This is a genomic window from Parendozoicomonas verongulae (genome assembly GCF_009711465.1).
Lineage (GTDB): Bacteria > Pseudomonadota > Gammaproteobacteria > Pseudomonadales > Endozoicomonadaceae > Sansalvadorimonas > Sansalvadorimonas verongulae.
Genome location: NZ_SMME01000784.1, coordinates 1 through 14,740, shown reverse-complemented (window position 1 = coordinate 14,740; position 14,740 = coordinate 1). Strand labels below are relative to the sequence as shown.

The following is a 14,740-nucleotide window of genomic DNA, read 5'->3' as shown; positions in this document are numbered from 1 at the left end:
TATGCGAAAGCAATGGTCCGGGTACTTAACTATACGGGTTTTATTGTGATGGGTTTGGAATATAGGCAGGGGCTGTATGGCGAATGAGGGAAAAGGTAGAACTCTGTTGCTGACAGGCGGTACAGGGTTTGTTGGTCGATTCCTGGTGCCTGAGCTGCTGGCCGACGGTTGGCAGGTTGTTGTGCTAAGTCGGCAGAGTGCGCAGGCAGTGGCGAGTATTCTGGGTTCGGAGGTGCGGGCGATTGGCAGATTTGATGAATGGGGGCTGGAGGAAGGCCCTGCAGTCTGCATTAACCTCGCCGGAGAGGGCATTATGGATCGCCGCTGGACGCCAAAGCGCAAAGAGGTTTTGCGGAAAAGTCGCATTGGGCTGACCCATGATCTGGTGAAATGGCTTAACAGCTTCCCCTCTCCTCCCGAAGTCTTTCTCAGTGGTTCAGCCGTGGGGTATTACGGCATTGAGAGGGGTGATAAGCCCCTCACTGAAGATGAGCCTGCCGGTCGGGACTTTGCAGCGCAGCTCTGCCATGACTGGGAGCAGGCTGCTCGTGCAATAAATGAAAAGAGTCGTCTGTGCCTGATTCGGACGGGTATTGTGCTGCATGGCAAACACGGTGCTCTGGCGCGTATGCTGCCACCGTTCCGGATGGGCTTGGGTGGACCGATTGGGGAAGGTCGTCAGGTGATGCCATGGATTCATATTCAGGATATGGTGAGCGGTATTATACACCTGCTGCACAATGAAGTGAGTGGAGCTTTCAACTTTGCTTCTGGCACTTCGAATTCCAATCTGGCATTTGCCAGGGCGCTGGGAAAAGCCCTTCATCGCCCGGCGGTTATGCCTATGCCTGCATTTGCCCTCAAGGCACTTCTGGGAGAAAGTGCGGTTTTGCTCCTTGAGGGACAGCACCCTGTGCCAGGGGCTTTGGAGGCATCCGGCTTTCGCTTTGCCTTTCCTGATATTGATGGTGCCTTACAGGATTTATTGGGTTGATTCGTACAGGCGATTAAACAGTCGGTGCCTGTTATCACCTTTAAGCCTGTAAAGTGTGGCAGGGCGATTGCTGCCGTAGCGCTTCTCGCCGGTGTCTGTTACTACAGTCTCGTCGGCAAAGCGATTGCGAATAGAGCGCATAGGTGGTGCCTTGCCGAGAGTCCCCTGAAACACCTCTTTGATATCTGACAGCGTAAAGGTGTCTGGCAGCAGATACAGGGGCAGTGTTGTGTACTGAATTTTATTGCAGAGTCGCTCGATGGCGGATTGCAGTAAACTTTGGTGATCGTAAGCTAGGTCAGGCAGCTGCAGTTTGCAGCAGGTTCCGACATCCAGCCATTGCGCATCAGGGCTGTCCAGCGCTGGTTCATTTCTTAGCAGTGCGAAGTAAACGACCGTTAACGACCAGCCCCGGCTATCCCTCATGCTATTGCCAATGGTTTCTACCTGCTCCAGCCAGGATGGCTCTGCCAGTGTGAGCAGCTTAAGCTGACGGCAGGCCGTATGTTCCAGTTGTTCATCCTTATCGGGGTCGATGCGGCCAGCGGGCAGGGCGCGGTCATGCTGGGCTTTGGGGTGGCGTGCTGGAGTAGTAAGAACCTGCAGGCGACCATTGCTGAGGCGCAGGGCAACAATATCGACAGAGATGAGAGCAGTCGACAGGGGTAGTGTGGTATTGGGGAGGTTTTCTCTCATAGCTCAGTCGTATCCAGCCTCAACAGACCTAATAAACCACAGATCAACATATCTTGACACCTTATGGAATCACTTTCACTATGTTAGTGAATTACGTTCACTATGTAGACTCTGACCTGTCATGTTGAATCTGGGACCCAGAACAAAAATTGCGGCATTCGATGTGGATGCCCAGAAATGCTTTACCGAATTATGCCCCAACGAGCTGCCTGTTCCCGGTGCACTTGATATTGTGGATGAGCTGAACGTGCAGGCTGAGAAGGCCTCTGTCCGCTTGGGCAGTAAGGATTCCCACCCGGTTGATGCGGTCTGGGAGGCGACAGAGCACGCACCTATGCTGACTCCCGTGGAAGGGGATAATGTGGATGTTCGCTGGCCCCGTCATGGTGTGCCGGGCACTCTGGGTTTCGAGCTGATTGATGGCCTGCCGGCGGTGAAGGATTACGATTACTTCGTGTGGAAAGGTGTTGAACCGGATATGCACCCCTATGGTGCCTGTTTCCACGACCTTTCCGATCAGCTCAGCACCGGTGTGATTGAATATTTGCGTGATCGCGAGATTGATACTGTTATAGTTGGCGGTCTGGCTCTGGATTACTGCGTTAAGGTGACCGCCCTTCAATTGGTGAAGGCAGGATTTCGTGTTGTGGTCAATATGGCAGCAACTCGTGGTCTTGCTTCAGAGTCTTCAAAGGCAGCGCTGCAAGAGCTTGAAGCTGCCGGTGTGGATGTTGTTGAAAATGCCAGTATGCTGCTGGTGAATTGAGACGTTTTTATTGTATGCCATCTGACTCCATTATTACCTCTCTGCTGGATACTGACTACTACAAGCTGACCATGCAGCAGGGGATTTTTCACCATTACCCGACAGCTGTTGTGGATGCACGCTTCCACTGTCGTACGCCTATCGACCTGAGCTCTCTGGTGAATGAGGTGCAGGAGCAAGTGCAGCATCTGGCTGACCTGCGCCTGACTCAGGATGAATATGACTGGCTGTTGGCCAGCGGTGTGTTCAAAGCGGATTATCTGGATTGGCTCTGTGAGCAGCGCCTTGACCCTGAAGCTGTGACTGTGCAGACAACACGTGATGGTTTGCAGATTGATGTTCGCGGTCTTTGGGGGGCGGTCACCCTCTTTGAGATTTATATTCTCGCGATTGTCAGTGAGTTATACGGTCGTCGTCTGCAGTCTGGTGCCAGCCTTCCTCAGGCAAGGGCGAACCTGAATGCCAAGTTGGATTGGCTGGATGGTGAGCTGGAGTCCGATGAACAATTCCATTTTGTAGAGTTTGGTACTCGTCGGCGGTTTAGTTTCGGTTGGCAAAAAGAGTTGCTGGAAACTCTTGTGAAGAGAGAGTCTGCACACCTCGATGGCACCAGTAATATTCTCTTGGCCAGGGAGCTGGGCCTTAAGCCTGTGGGCACTATGGGTCACGAATGGTTACAGGCCCATCAGGCGCTGGTGGATGACCTTGGCCAAAGCCAGCGTAAGGCGCTGGAAGTGTGGTATCAGGAGTATCAGGGCAAGCTGGGTGTTGCTCTTACCGATACTCTGAATATGACGGCGTTCCTCAAAGATTTTGACAGGGAACTGGCTCTTTGTTACTCCGGCCTGCGCCATGACTCTGGCGACCCGATTGATTGGGGTGAACGAGCGCTCAAGCATTTTGAGCAGCTGGGTATTGACCCTGCTTCCCAGATGCTGGTATTCAGTGATGGTTTGAACTTTACCAGGGCACTGGAGATTAACCGCCACTTTACAGGGCGTATTCCTGTGAGCTTTGGTATCGGTACCTGGTTGACCAATGATGCAGGTGGCCGCCCGCTGAACATGGTGTTGAAGCTGGTGGCCTGTAACGGGCAGCCGGTGGCGAAAATTTCCGATGCGCCGGGTAAAACCATGTGTCTGGATGACGAATACGTTGCCAACCTGAAAAAGATTTATGGTATTCAGTAAGTCAGGTTGTGAGGGAAGATGCGAGGAAAATGGCTTTTCCCTCTTGCAATAAGGCCGTGTTTATGGAGAATACATCCGCATTCGAGACGTGCTTCTTCGCAGGTTTTGATATTCGCGATGGCGGACCTTGTCGGTCCCCCCGCAATGAGCAGCTGTGAACTCCGCCAGGCCCGGAAGGGAGCAACGGTAGCAGTGCGCACATGTGCCGGGGTGTTGGCTGGCAGGGGACGCCTCCAATTTTTCTCAGCGTTCCCCGCTTTATTTCTCTATATCCCCCACAGCCCTCCTTTACAGTTGTTTTCAATAGCTCATCGTGTCGTGCATCCATACAGCAACTCGGTTAGCATATATTCTTTTATCCTTTATCTCTTTTCGAGCAGTTAACTGAATGGTGGCAAATAATCCATGAGTTATCAGGTGCTTGCGCGCAAATGGCGGTCCCGTACCTTTAAGGAACTTGTGGGCCAGGCTCATGTTCTGCAGGCGCTGGTGAATGCCCTCGACAACGACCGGCTACACCATGCCTATCTCTTCACGGGTACCCGCGGTGTGGGTAAAACCAGTATCGCCCGTATTCTGGCCAAATGTCTGAACTGTGAGCAGGGGGTTTCGTCCAACCCTTGCGGTGTCTGTTCCGCCTGTAAGGAAATTGATGAAGGTCGTTTTGTTGACCTGATCGAAGTGGATGCTGCCAGCCGTACCCGTCTGGAAGACACCAAAGAGCTGCTCGACAATGTGCAGTACGCACCGACACGGGGCCGTTTCAAGGTGTATCTCATCGATGAGGTGCACATGCTCAGTACCCACAGTTTTAACGCTCTTTTGAAGACGCTGGAAGAGCCGCCTCCCCATATCAAATTTCTGCTGGCGACCACCGATCCCCACAAGCTGCCCATCACTATTCTGTCTCGCTGCCTGCAGTTCAGCCTGAAGAATATGCAGCCGGAAAAGGTAGTTGAGCACCTGCAGCATGTTCTGGATAGTGAAAAGGTTGCCTATGAAGTGCCGGCTCTCTGGCAACTGGGCCGCGCAGCTGATGGCAGTATGCGTGATGCTTTGAGTCTTACAGATCAGGCCATTGCTTACTGTGGTGATAAGCTCACAAGTCAGGCTGTCACCGCCATGCTGGGCACCATCGATCAGGATCAGGTTTACCGTGTTCTGGATGCGCTGGTGGCTGGTCAGGCCGACGCTGTGTTGGATGCTGTAGGTGAGCTGGCTGAACATAGCCCGGATTATGTAGCGGTTCTGGGTGATATGCTCTCTGCACTCCACCGTATTGCATTGGCCCAGGCTGTGCCGGATGTTGTGGATAACAGTCAGGGCGACCGGGAACGCATTCTCGATCTCGCGGGCAAAGTGACCGCTGAGGATGTTCAACTGTACTACCAGACCGGAATGATTGGCCGCCGTGACCTGCCCCTGGCGCCCGATCCAAGAGCCGGGTTTGAAATGGTGCTGCTGCGTATGCTGGCTTTTCGCCCGGATGGTGTGCCTGCTGCTCCCCAGCAGGCGCTACCCGGTGGTGGTTCTGCCGATGGGGCACGGAGAGAGTCTCAGTCAGCTCCGGCAACATCCAGTACTGAAGCCCACAGCGAGCCTGAAGAACCCGAGCCCCGGCAGCCGGAGGCGCAGCCTCCTGCTCCAGAGCCTGCAGTGCTGCAACCGGCTGCACCACAGCCAGAACCTGAGCCGCCTGCACCTCAGCAGCCTTCCGAAATGCTTCCTCCTCCATGGGATGAGGCTCCACCGCTGGATGCTTACGAGAGTCAGCCTGTGGCAGAGCCGGTACGTGAGCCAATGCCTGAACCGGTCCGGAATGTGATGCCCGAGTCAGTTCCTGCTCCAGAGCCGGCACCAGCAGCAGCACCGGTAATGGATACGCCGGTTGCAGAAACCGTTGTTGAAGTGGCGGCTGCGCCAGAACCTGCGAATGATGCACCCAAAATTCCCCTGGGGCAGCTGCAAACAGAGGACTGGATTCCTCTCAGTCAGCAGCTGGGCATGGGCGGTGTAACCGGTGCCATTGTTTCCCACTGTGAGCTGGTTAGCTGCGGGGGGGGGAAATTGCTGCTGCGTCTTGATGGCGAGCACGACACCCTGTACAACGATAATCATCGTCAACGCATACAGGCGGCGCTGAAAACCTACTTCGGAGAAGAAATTGCTCTGGATGTGGAAACCGGCACTATTGCCACGGAAACACCAGCGGCTTGGCGTGAGCGCCGTCGCCTTGAGCGGTTAGCCGCCGCACGACAGAGTTTTCTTACCGACGATCGGGTGCAGGCTATTGTGAATGCCTTCTCCGGTCGCGTTCTTGAACAAACGATTGAGCCTGTTGGCTCGTAAGACATCTAGCACTACGAGGTTGTTATGCTGAAAGGTGGAATGGGTAACCTGATGAAACAGGCCCAGCAGATGCAGGAGCAGATGCAAAAAATGCAGGAAGAACTGGCTAACGCAGAAGTGAGTGGCGAAGCCGGTGCTGGCCTGGTGAAGGTCACTATGACGGGTCGTCACGATGTGCGTCGCATCGAAATCGACCCTTCCCTGATGGAAGACGAGAAAGAGATTCTGGAAGACCTGATCGCCGCTGCAGTGAACGACGCTGTACGTAAGGTTGAAAAGAATCAGCAGGATCGTATGTCTGAAATGACAGGTGGCATGGGTTTGCCAGCTGGTTTTAAGATGCCTTTCTAAGGCATTTGCTCAACGTTAATCAGGGAAGTGGTTCGATAATATGTCATTCAGCCCGTTGATTGTTCAACTGATGGAATCTCTCCAGTGCCTGCCTGGTGTTGGCCCCAAGTCGGCACAGCGTATGGTGCTGCACTTGCTGGAGCGTGACAGGGAAGGTGCGAGCAAACTGTCGGTTGCTCTGCAAGAGGCCGTGGATGGCGTTGGTCATTGCCAGCGTTGCCGGACTCTGACGGAGAAAGAAGTCTGCGATATCTGCACACGGCCTGAGCGGGATACCGGTCAGCTGTGTGTGGTGGAAACCCCGGCAGATGTTCTGGCTATTGAGCAGGCGGGCGGTTTCCAGGGGCGCTATTTTGTGCTTATGGGGCACCTGTCGCCCATTGATGGCATCGGGCCGGATGATATCGGGATTGATCAGCTTCTGGTTCAGGTTGAGAGCGATGGCGTGAAGGAAGTGATTCTTGCCACCAACCCGACTGTGGAGGGTGAGGCTACGGCTCACTATATTGCCTCTGATCTGCGAGAGCGTGGGGTGACGGTGTCGCGTATTGCTCACGGCGTGCCCCTTGGCGGTGAGCTGGAATACATTGACGGCGGCACTTTGATGCATGCTTTTGCCGGGCGTCGGGAGTTGGTTGACTGATCTCGCTTATTCCTTGAATGAGAAAGGCTCGAAGTTTTTGGCTTCGAGCCTTTTTTGTTTTGGGCATGTGTTGCTGGATTAATCCATAGTGAGATGGCTGGTGTCTGGCGCAGGCGGTGGTGGTGTGTCGTCCTGGTCAAACAGGTAGCCTTTCTGTTCCTTTAAAGAAAACTGGCTGGTGTCCGGCATGGGAGGAATGGGAGCAGGATCGTGTGGATTGACATCCGCACCTGTTGGCGCAAGTGACAAACTGCCTTCTGTGGCTGGCTGTTTTTGTTGCGCCTTGGCCTGGGGCTCGGCTTTGGGAGCTGCCTTTTGTGGTTCAGGCTTTTGTGGTGCAGTCTTGTTGCCCATAACACGCAGTGTGCAGAGCAGCCCGGCAGATTTGAGTTTGGTTTGATAACTTTCTGCTGTCGTTTTATCGAGGTTGTTCTTCAATACTACAGGGGAGCCGGAAAAGAGTTTCTCCAGTTGTGCGGGGCCTGCTTGAAAAAGTTTGGCTGCGTTGGCTTTCACTTTTTCCAGTGGTGCACCCGTCGTGGTTTGCCCTGCAAAAACCAGTTCGTATTTTTCTGACATGGGGGTATCTGTCGCTTGTTTTTCTTGCCTTTAACATATCCCGAAGATGGGTATAAGTCACCACCTCCGGGTGGCAGAGGCGGCAGGATTTCATGGGGAAGGGTGTTTATTTTTCAGGGGGAACCAGCTGAGCAGATTGCAGTGCGGTTGGGTTGTTATAGAGCTTACTCTTGGCGAGTCGCTGGTTTAATTGCTCGGTAGCTTTGTTTAATCCTTTCCAGTCCACAGCTTCACCTTTACTGGCTCTTGCACTGGCCTGGTTCAACTGCTCTTCCAGTTTTGCAAGCGATTTGCTTTTAAGGAACGTGCTTGCGGCCTTGAATGCTTTTTTCTTGTCCGTGGCCTGTTCATGCTGAGCCGCCAGTCGTTGAACACCTTCTTTCAGCCCGGTGAGCTGATCTTGCAACTGCTCGACGGATGCCAGGCTGCCAGGCTGTACATGGGAGGCGGCCACTTTAAAGGCTGGAATATTATGATCAGCCAGTCTGGAAACTATAGGCTCCATGGCTTTGTCGATCTTTTTCTGAAAATGTCTTGGTTGAGAAAATAGTTTAACTGTATCGCTTGGAGACGCTGAGGCGCTCATTTCACTGGCTTTAGCCCAGGTATTCTTCAGCTGGCTTTGTAGCTTTTCAAGGGCTGTCCTTACTTTTTTGGCAACCTGTACATTCTTTTTTACTCTGGAATGGGTAATGACTCCATTCAGCTCTCTCAACTTGTTGTCCACATCTTCGAGCTGATTAGCCAGGGTGTGTTGAGTGTCTTGCAGGCGTGCGCCATTTCTCTGCATGCGTTCAAATGAGGTGCTCTGTGGTTCGGGTGTACTAACAGGTGGCTGGGGGGCCGCTAAAGTCTGTTCAGGCTGGGGCTGGGAGGTGTGTTGGGTTTCAGGAAGCTCAGGCTTCGACTCTTCTGGTGTGAAGATATGGGGCAGTTGTTTGGTGATAGCGACCATTGCCCGAGATAGTGCGGCCCTATGCTCTATTGGCGCGTTGACCAGTTTTAACTCATGATCACCTCTGTTGGCTGGCGTCAGAGAATGCATCCCAAGGAGAGTCTCTTCAATTTGTTGTTTCACGCCTGTTAACTGAACAAGTGTTTGTTTGGCGGCGTTTCGGGTGGCTTTCACTTTTGACTGGGCGATGATGTCGAACATGTTTTCAATGCGTGCATTGACTGTATCAAGCTGATCTTCCACGTCATCGAATACCCGTTCCAAAGGATGCTCCCTGCGAAGATAGGGTTGTTCATTGACTTCCCTGGCAACCCTGGTGAGCAGAGGCTTTGATTTTGGGGGCACCTGCGGACGGTCGAGGGAGTTTATGCGGGCTCTGACCTCGGGATCATGATGTTTAACCCCACCTTTTCCCTCTTTGGCGCCCTTTGTGTCATCTGTGTCCTGGGGCACTTGAGAGAGGGACGGCATTGAGGTGCTTTTTCTGATACCACCGGAAGAATCCATAACCACATTCCTTTGCTGACAGCGCCAATAGCAGTTTTAAGTCTAACAAACTGCGTTCTTATTAAAGGATGGCTTCTTCATAAGTTTGTAATAGTTGGTCGCCACTTTATTGCTCAAAGCAATTTGGGAGGGGTCACTATGCCGTTATTACGGTTGTTTTTAGCTTTTATGCTGCTGAGTGGTCTGATTTGAGCCGCAGAAATGACACATCATTCGGCAGTGCTTTTGAACACCATGGGCGCAAACAGTTATAGCACCGGGGTGAAAAACAGCCCGTGCTTTCCAGAAAAACACGGGCTGTTTTTATAGAGGGGGGCTGATTACCCTTCAGCACGCATCAGCAGGTACAGCTCAACCATGACCTCTGGTAACTGAGTCGCCATATCTTCCAGCAGGTCATCGTTTTTGGAGAGCTCTGCAAAATCAGGTTCGTCCGCAAACAGGCCGGAGAGGGCGGCCACTGGCAGCAGAAGTTCTGCAACCTCCTGTTCGTTCTGACCCAGCCATGCATCTTCCTGCTCGATATGGGCTTCCAGGAAGCCGGCACACCAGTCGGCCAGCTCGGATTCCAGCAGTTCCTCGTCTTCCTCAATGGAGACAGGAATGATGAACTCGGCGCTGTCGTCGTTCAGCTGGTTATCGATGAAAGAGAGTACGCCGCTGATATCCTGAGTCAGTTCCTCCTGGGTGAGGCCGGTGGCTTCAGGTTCGGGGAACATCACTTCGCAGATCTGCTCAGGTGAAGCAGGTACAGGGCTGATCACCTGAGCAGTCAGGTAGCCGTGACCCATGATGGCATCAAGACTTTCTTCATCTTTGTCCGCCATTTTGTCGAGAGCCTGGAATAGTCGGCTGTCGAGAAGCAGTTCGGAGTCTGTCATGGGAGGTTCCCCCTGAAGGGTTTTAAAAAAGATTCACCAAGTCTGACGTGTGTTGAGTAAATTTGGAAGCGCAGACGTGTATACTGCGGTTTTTCCTGATCATCAATTTTACTTCTGGGGTGCTATGTCAGACCGGGCTCGGGATATTCTGGCTGATGTTTTCGGTTACACCACTTTCCGTGGTCAGCAGGAAGGCATAATTGACCATGTTGCACAGGGCGGCGACGCGCTGGTACTTATGCCAACCGGCGGAGGGAAAAGCCTCTGTTATCAGATTCCTGCGCTGATGCGTGCAGGAACCGCTATTGTCATTTCCCCCCTGATTGCGCTGATGCAGGATCAGGTAGGGGCGATGAATCTTTTGGGCGTTCGTGCAGCCGCTCTCCATTCCGGTCTGGATAGGGAAGAGCAGATGCAGGTACACAATGGCCTGATGCGGGGGGAGATTGATCTGCTCTATGTTTCTCCTGAACGGTTGATGACACACCGTACTCTGGAATTGCTGGAACATATACAGATTTCCCTGTTTGCCATCGATGAGGCCCACTGTGTATCCCAGTGGGGCCATGATTTCCGTCCGGAATATCTACAGCTCTCCATTCTTCATGAACGTTATCCACAGGTGCCCCGCATTGCCCTGACGGCTACGGCGGATCAGCGCACCCGTACCGAAATAGCTGAACGTTTGAATCTGGGACAGGCACGCTGGTTTGTCAGCAGCTTCGATCGCCCCAATATTTTTTATCGCCTTGCCCAGAAGCGAAACGCCAAGAAACAGCTGCTGGACTTTATTCTCAAGGATCATGCTGGGCAGTCTGGCATTGTCTACTGCCTGTCCCGCAAAAAGGTGGATGAGCTGGCGGCCTGGCTCCAGCGTCACGGTGTTGAGGCACTGCCCTATCATGCGGGGCTGGATGCTGAAGTGCGCCAGTACAACCAGCAACGGTTCCAGACCACAGAAAATATGGTCATGGTCGCCACCATTGCCTTTGGCATGGGGGTGGATAAACCCGATGTACGTTTTGTGGCCCACATGGATATGCCCCGCAGTATTGAGGCTTACTATCAGGAAACCGGCCGCGCCGGGCGGGATGGCCTGCCTGCAACTGCATGGCTGGTGTATGGCCTGCAGGATGTCATCATCCTCGGGCAGATGCTGGCCCAGTCCAATATGGATCAGAACATGCAGCACCTGGAGCGCCAGCGTCTTACAGCCATGCTGGGGTTCTGCGAAATGTCCGGTTGCCGTCGCCAGGAGCTGCTGAGTTACTTTGGCGAGGAGCGGGAAGAGACGTGCGGTCATTGTGATCTGTGTGTGGAACCCGTCTCGTCCTGGGATGCCACGGAGGAGGCCCGCAAGGCGCTCTCTAATGTGTATCGCACCGGCCAGCGTTATGGGGTGACTCACCTTGTGGATGTGTTGCTGGGCAAATCCAACAAGCGGGTGAAGGCGCTGGGCCATGAATCTGTATCTACCTTTGGCCTTGGCAAGGAGCTGAGTCAGCCACTGTGGCGCTCTGTCTACCGTCAGCTGGTGGCCCGTGGTTACGTCACAGTAACCTCCGAAACCCACGGTGGTCTGTTGCTGACAGAAAAGAGCCGCAAGTTGTTACGGGGAGAGGAGCGTCTGGAACTGCGCCGTGACCGCTATGAGGTGCAGGAGCTCAATACTGCACGGCCTGAGCAGAAGCTCTATGGTGACAATGCTGAACTCTGGGAAGAGTTACGGGCGCTGCGGCTCAAACTGGCCCGGGAACGTGAGGTTCCACCGTTCCAGGTATTCAGCGATGCTACCTTGCGGGGCATGATGGCTCAGCGACCTTCGACACTGGATGAGATGCATCAAGTGTCCGGTGTGGGGCAGTTCAAGCTGGATAACTACGGCGAAGCTTTCCTGGAGGTGCTTTCCCGACACACTCCCGAGGATGCGTAAGGCAGCTTTCAGAATCGACACTACTCTTTCAATGAGGCCTTAGGTATAGGATCGTACAAGGAGTGCTGACCATGGAACCGGTGGATTTTTCTGTTCTGGATGAATTTAAGGAATTGATGGGGGATGAGGGCGAAGAAGAAGTAAAGGAGCTTGTTACCCTGTATCTGGAAGATGCCCCGAACCAGCTGGCTATTTTAAAAGACTCTCTGGTTGATGGCGACGTTGAGAGCTTCAAACGGGCTGCCCACAGTTTTAAATCCAGCTGCGGCAATATCGGCGCTATGGGGCTGCAGGCACTTTGTCTGGATATGGAGCAGAAGGCCATCGCCGGAGGGTTAGGCACAGATTGCGAACCGATGCTTTCTCAGGCCATTTCCGGGTTTGAAGATGTGAAAACCGCACTCAACGGCTATTTAGGAGCCTGAGAGCGGGCTTCATAAAGATAGCTGTAGCGCGTTCCACAATCTGCGCAAAAATACACGATGCCCCGCTTTTGGCGATTATGACGAATCGCTGAAAGCGGGGTTTCTCGTTTGGGGCATCGACAGCCGTAGATAAACCGGTAACGGGGGCTGTAGCGCAGATCATAGTTGTGGGTAGTGGCAGGAGGCAGATGGAAAACCCGTTTCATCACGCCTTGCCACTCCTGACCGTGGGCAGCGATGGTATGGCCATAAACCGTCTGGGCGACTAGGTGGGCTGTTTCATGGCCCACAATGTGGTGGATAAAATGCTGAGGGTTGTGGCGGCAGAAATCCTGGTTGAAGCGAAGCAGGTTGTCTTCAGGAATGGCCTGACCTGCGTCGGCCCCCGAGAGGTTTACGAGGATGCGGGGAGGCGAAAAGGGCATACCGTAGTGGGCGGATGCTATGTTGAGTAGTTGCTGAATCCGGGTGTGGATATCTGGGAGTCCCATCGCTTTGACGGCCTGTATTCTGTTTCTGGAGAGGCGAAGCGTGGGGAATTCTAGCCGGGGTTTTCGATATGTGGTGCTTTTTTAAGTTCATTGGTGGAAAACAGAATCTGCTTTCCACCAATTTCAGTGATTGTGCTGCCTGGGAGGCTTTAAATGTAAACTGGCCCGGCTCCCAGATTCCACAGTGTTACTGTGGCTGCCATGACCGAAACCAACACTACCAGCGCCACGCAGAGCACGGAGCTGGCGAAGATTACCCCCCGCTCAAAGGGAATGTCCATAAACACCGGAAGGCCGGTGTACAGCAAGTAGGCAGACCAGCCAATCATCACCATACCAACCACCATGGCTGTCCAGAGCGAGGGCAGTAAACCGGAGAGCCCGCCAATCAGCAGCGGCGTGGAAGTGTAGGCAATAAAAGCCAGACATTGTCCCATGGAAGGCGTTGAGTCAAAGGTTCTTGCCATCCAGTGGGTAAATCCTGCAATCACCACAATGGCCGCAATAGTGGCAAAGTAGGCCAAAACTGACATAATAGCCGCGCTTGACTCGGTGAGACGCACAACATCGGTTCCGCCGGGCAGCTGCCAGCCGGTTATGGTTGTGCCCAGATACCCGCTGACTGCGGGTATGGCCGCCATAAACAGAAGGTAGGAAATAATAAACTTCAGAATGCCTGGATTTTCATTGCGGATACTGCGCCATTCCTGGTCGGGGTGTGTAAACAGCCCCCATACGTGAGTAAAACTCATCGTATTCCTCCCTGCCAGTCTATACAGACTGCTAATAGTGAGCTGGCGTTGTTTTTTAGAATTATTAGATTTGCGATAAGTCGGTCATATCCATCGACTCTCTCAGTTAAACAAGATAAAAGACACTTGGCAATACAAGTGTCTGTGTTGTCCCTCTCTCAGGAGAACAGGTTTGCGTAGAACATCTATAGATTTCACATTATTGGCTCTTTTGATTGCACTGATTGGTATCTCTCAGTTTGTGCCAAGGCCTCCAGAGCACAGCCTTGAAGTGGCCCTTGAGATCACCGAGCCGGATGAACCTGTTGTTGTGAAGGTTACACCAAAGCAGGCATGGGAGCTGGCCGGTGTGCCTGACTTTACGGCTATCCAGAATGTGCAGGAAAAGAAAGACGCATTTTTCTCCTACTTTCTGCCGATGGTTGAACACCAGAATAGGATGATCCTTAAGCATCGCAGCCGTCTTATTGCCTTGCGTGCCAACGGCACTTCGAGCGAGAGTGAGCAGGCGTGGCTGGATACAATGGGGCGGATTTATCGTGTTCCAGGCGTACACGATGATGCCTGGTTTGCAGAAATGCTGATGCGGGTGGATATCATTCCCCCTTCTCTGGCACTGGCCCAGGCGGCCAATGAGTCTGGCTGGGGAACATCCCGCTTTGCCCGTGAGGGGAATAACTATTTTGGGCAATGGTGTTTCACCAAAGGGTGTGGCCTGGTGCCGAATTCCCGTGCCTCAGGTTTTAGCCATGAGGTGAGAAAGTTTGATGAAGTGAGCGACTCTGTACGCTCTTACATGCACAACCTCAACAGCCATCGGGAATATCAGGCTTTGCGTGAACTCCGTGCCAATGCCCACACAAATAATATGACGATAACCGGCGCTTATCTGGCTCAGGGGCTGGGCAGTTACTCTGAGCGTGGTTATGAGTATGTTGATGAGCTGGTGCGCATGATCAATGGCAACAGGCTGGCACGTTTTGATGAGGCGCTGGAAGTGGCTGGTGACAGGTAAAGTTTGAACCAGCCTCAGCGCCTGTTTGTAAAAAGTTATAAGCCATCATGGTACAGTCGGCGGGAGTGGGAATACCCCTTTCCCGCAACACGTTGATAAGCCTCCTCGCTGACAGGGACATACCAGCGCCTGAAGATTAAAGTCAGGTCTTCTCCGGTCACCTCACACAGCATTTCAAAAAAGAAATCTGTTTTTTCCTGCTGATTGTCTTTA

At 53.1% G+C, this 14,740-nt stretch carries 15 protein-coding genes and 1 other RNA gene; 10 read left to right on the top strand and 6 right to left on the bottom strand.

Translation table 11 applies throughout. The features are described 5' to 3' along the window. The first annotated feature begins 76 nt into the window (after nt 1-76). Nucleotides 77-994: a TIGR01777 family oxidoreductase gene (locus E1189_RS07035; protein ID WP_155159325.1), complete on the top strand. Its 918-nt coding sequence runs from the start codon at nt 77-79 to the stop codon at nt 992-994. On the opposite strand, the gene E1189_RS07030 is transcribed toward E1189_RS07035, so the two are convergent. Then, entirely contained in the window at nt 983-1,690 is a 708-nt protein-coding gene (locus E1189_RS07030) for an NUDIX hydrolase (RefSeq protein ID WP_155159324.1), read from the bottom strand. The two genes, E1189_RS07035 and E1189_RS07030, sit on opposite strands and share 12 nt — an antisense overlap. Nucleotides 1,691-1,811: 121 nt before the next feature. On the opposite strand from E1189_RS07030, the gene E1189_RS07025 reads away from it, so the two are divergent. From E1189_RS07025 to recR, 6 genes are all read left to right on the top strand, one after another. After that, nucleotides 1,812-2,456: an isochorismatase family protein gene (locus E1189_RS07025; RefSeq protein ID WP_155159323.1), complete on the top strand. Its 645-nt coding sequence runs from the start codon at nt 1,812-1,814 to the stop codon at nt 2,454-2,456. A gap of 14 nt (nt 2,457-2,470) precedes the next feature. Beyond that, complete coding sequence (gene pncB / locus E1189_RS07020; protein ID WP_155159322.1) at nt 2,471-3,646, top strand: nicotinate phosphoribosyltransferase; 1,176 nt, start codon at nt 2,471-2,473, stop codon at nt 3,644-3,646. A 128-nt stretch (nt 3,647-3,774) separates the two neighbouring features. Then, nucleotides 3,775-3,872, top strand: an RNA gene (gene ffs, locus E1189_RS07015) — signal recognition particle sRNA small type. 179 nt (nt 3,873-4,051) lie between these two features. Further along, nucleotides 4,052-5,995 carry a DNA polymerase III subunit gamma/tau gene (gene dnaX / locus E1189_RS07010; protein WP_155159321.1) on the top strand — a complete coding sequence of 648 codons (1,944 nt, stop codon included), beginning with the start codon at nt 4,052-4,054 and terminating at the stop codon, nt 5,993-5,995. A 24-nt stretch (nt 5,996-6,019) separates the two neighbouring features. Further along, the gene (locus tag E1189_RS07005; RefSeq protein ID WP_155159320.1) at nt 6,020-6,346 is read left to right on the top strand and encodes a YbaB/EbfC family nucleoid-associated protein; all 327 of its coding nucleotides are present in this window, start codon (nt 6,020-6,022) and stop codon (nt 6,344-6,346) included. Nucleotides 6,347-6,386: 40 nt separating this feature from the next. After that, complete coding sequence (recR, locus tag E1189_RS07000) at nt 6,387-6,989, top strand: recombination mediator RecR (RefSeq protein WP_155159319.1); 603 nt, start codon at nt 6,387-6,389, stop codon at nt 6,987-6,989. 78 nt (nt 6,990-7,067) lie between these two features. Here the strand turns inward: recR and E1189_RS06995 are convergent, their stop codons facing one another. From E1189_RS06995 to E1189_RS06985, 3 genes are all read right to left on the bottom strand, one after another. Further along, nucleotides 7,068-7,568, bottom strand: coding sequence for a hypothetical protein (locus tag E1189_RS06995; protein WP_155159318.1), 501 nt, complete (start codon nt 7,566-7,568; stop codon nt 7,068-7,070). Between the two features lie 106 nt (nt 7,569-7,674). Beyond that, entirely contained in the window at nt 7,675-9,030 is a 1,356-nt protein-coding gene (locus E1189_RS06990) for a hypothetical protein (protein WP_155159317.1), read from the bottom strand. A 320-nt stretch (nt 9,031-9,350) separates the two neighbouring features. After that, the gene (locus tag E1189_RS06985; protein WP_155159316.1) at nt 9,351-9,911 is read right to left on the bottom strand and encodes a YecA/YgfB family protein; all 561 of its coding nucleotides are present in this window, start codon (nt 9,909-9,911) and stop codon (nt 9,351-9,353) included. Between the two features lie 124 nt (nt 9,912-10,035). Between E1189_RS06985 and recQ the strand changes: the two genes are divergently transcribed. Both recQ and E1189_RS06975 read left to right on the top strand, forming a co-directional pair. Then, on the top strand, nt 10,036-11,844 hold the full coding sequence (recQ, locus tag E1189_RS06980; RefSeq protein WP_155159315.1) for a DNA helicase RecQ: 1,809 nt from the start codon (nt 10,036-10,038) through the stop codon (nt 11,842-11,844). 71 nt (nt 11,845-11,915) lie between these two features. After that, complete coding sequence (locus tag E1189_RS06975; protein ID WP_155159314.1) at nt 11,916-12,269, top strand: Hpt domain-containing protein; 354 nt, start codon at nt 11,916-11,918, stop codon at nt 12,267-12,269. On the opposite strand, the gene E1189_RS06970 is transcribed toward E1189_RS06975, so the two are convergent. Together E1189_RS06970 and E1189_RS06965 are read right to left on the bottom strand one after the other, a co-directional pair. Next, entirely contained in the window at nt 12,254-12,760 is a 507-nt protein-coding gene (locus E1189_RS06970) for a SprT family zinc-dependent metalloprotease (protein ID WP_155159313.1), read from the bottom strand. The two genes, E1189_RS06975 and E1189_RS06970, sit on opposite strands and share 16 nt — an antisense overlap. Before the next feature lie 149 nt (nt 12,761-12,909). Beyond that, a complete protein-coding gene (locus tag E1189_RS06965; protein WP_155159312.1) occupies nt 12,910-13,512 on the bottom strand; it encodes a Yip1 family protein in 603 nt (200 codons plus the stop codon). 172 nt (nt 13,513-13,684) lie between these two features. Here E1189_RS06965 and E1189_RS06960 point away from each other — a divergent pair, with 172 nt between their 5' ends. Next, entirely contained in the window at nt 13,685-14,527 is an 843-nt protein-coding gene (locus tag E1189_RS06960) for a glucosaminidase domain-containing protein (protein WP_155159311.1), read from the top strand. Nucleotides 14,528-14,740: the final 213 nt, after the last annotated feature.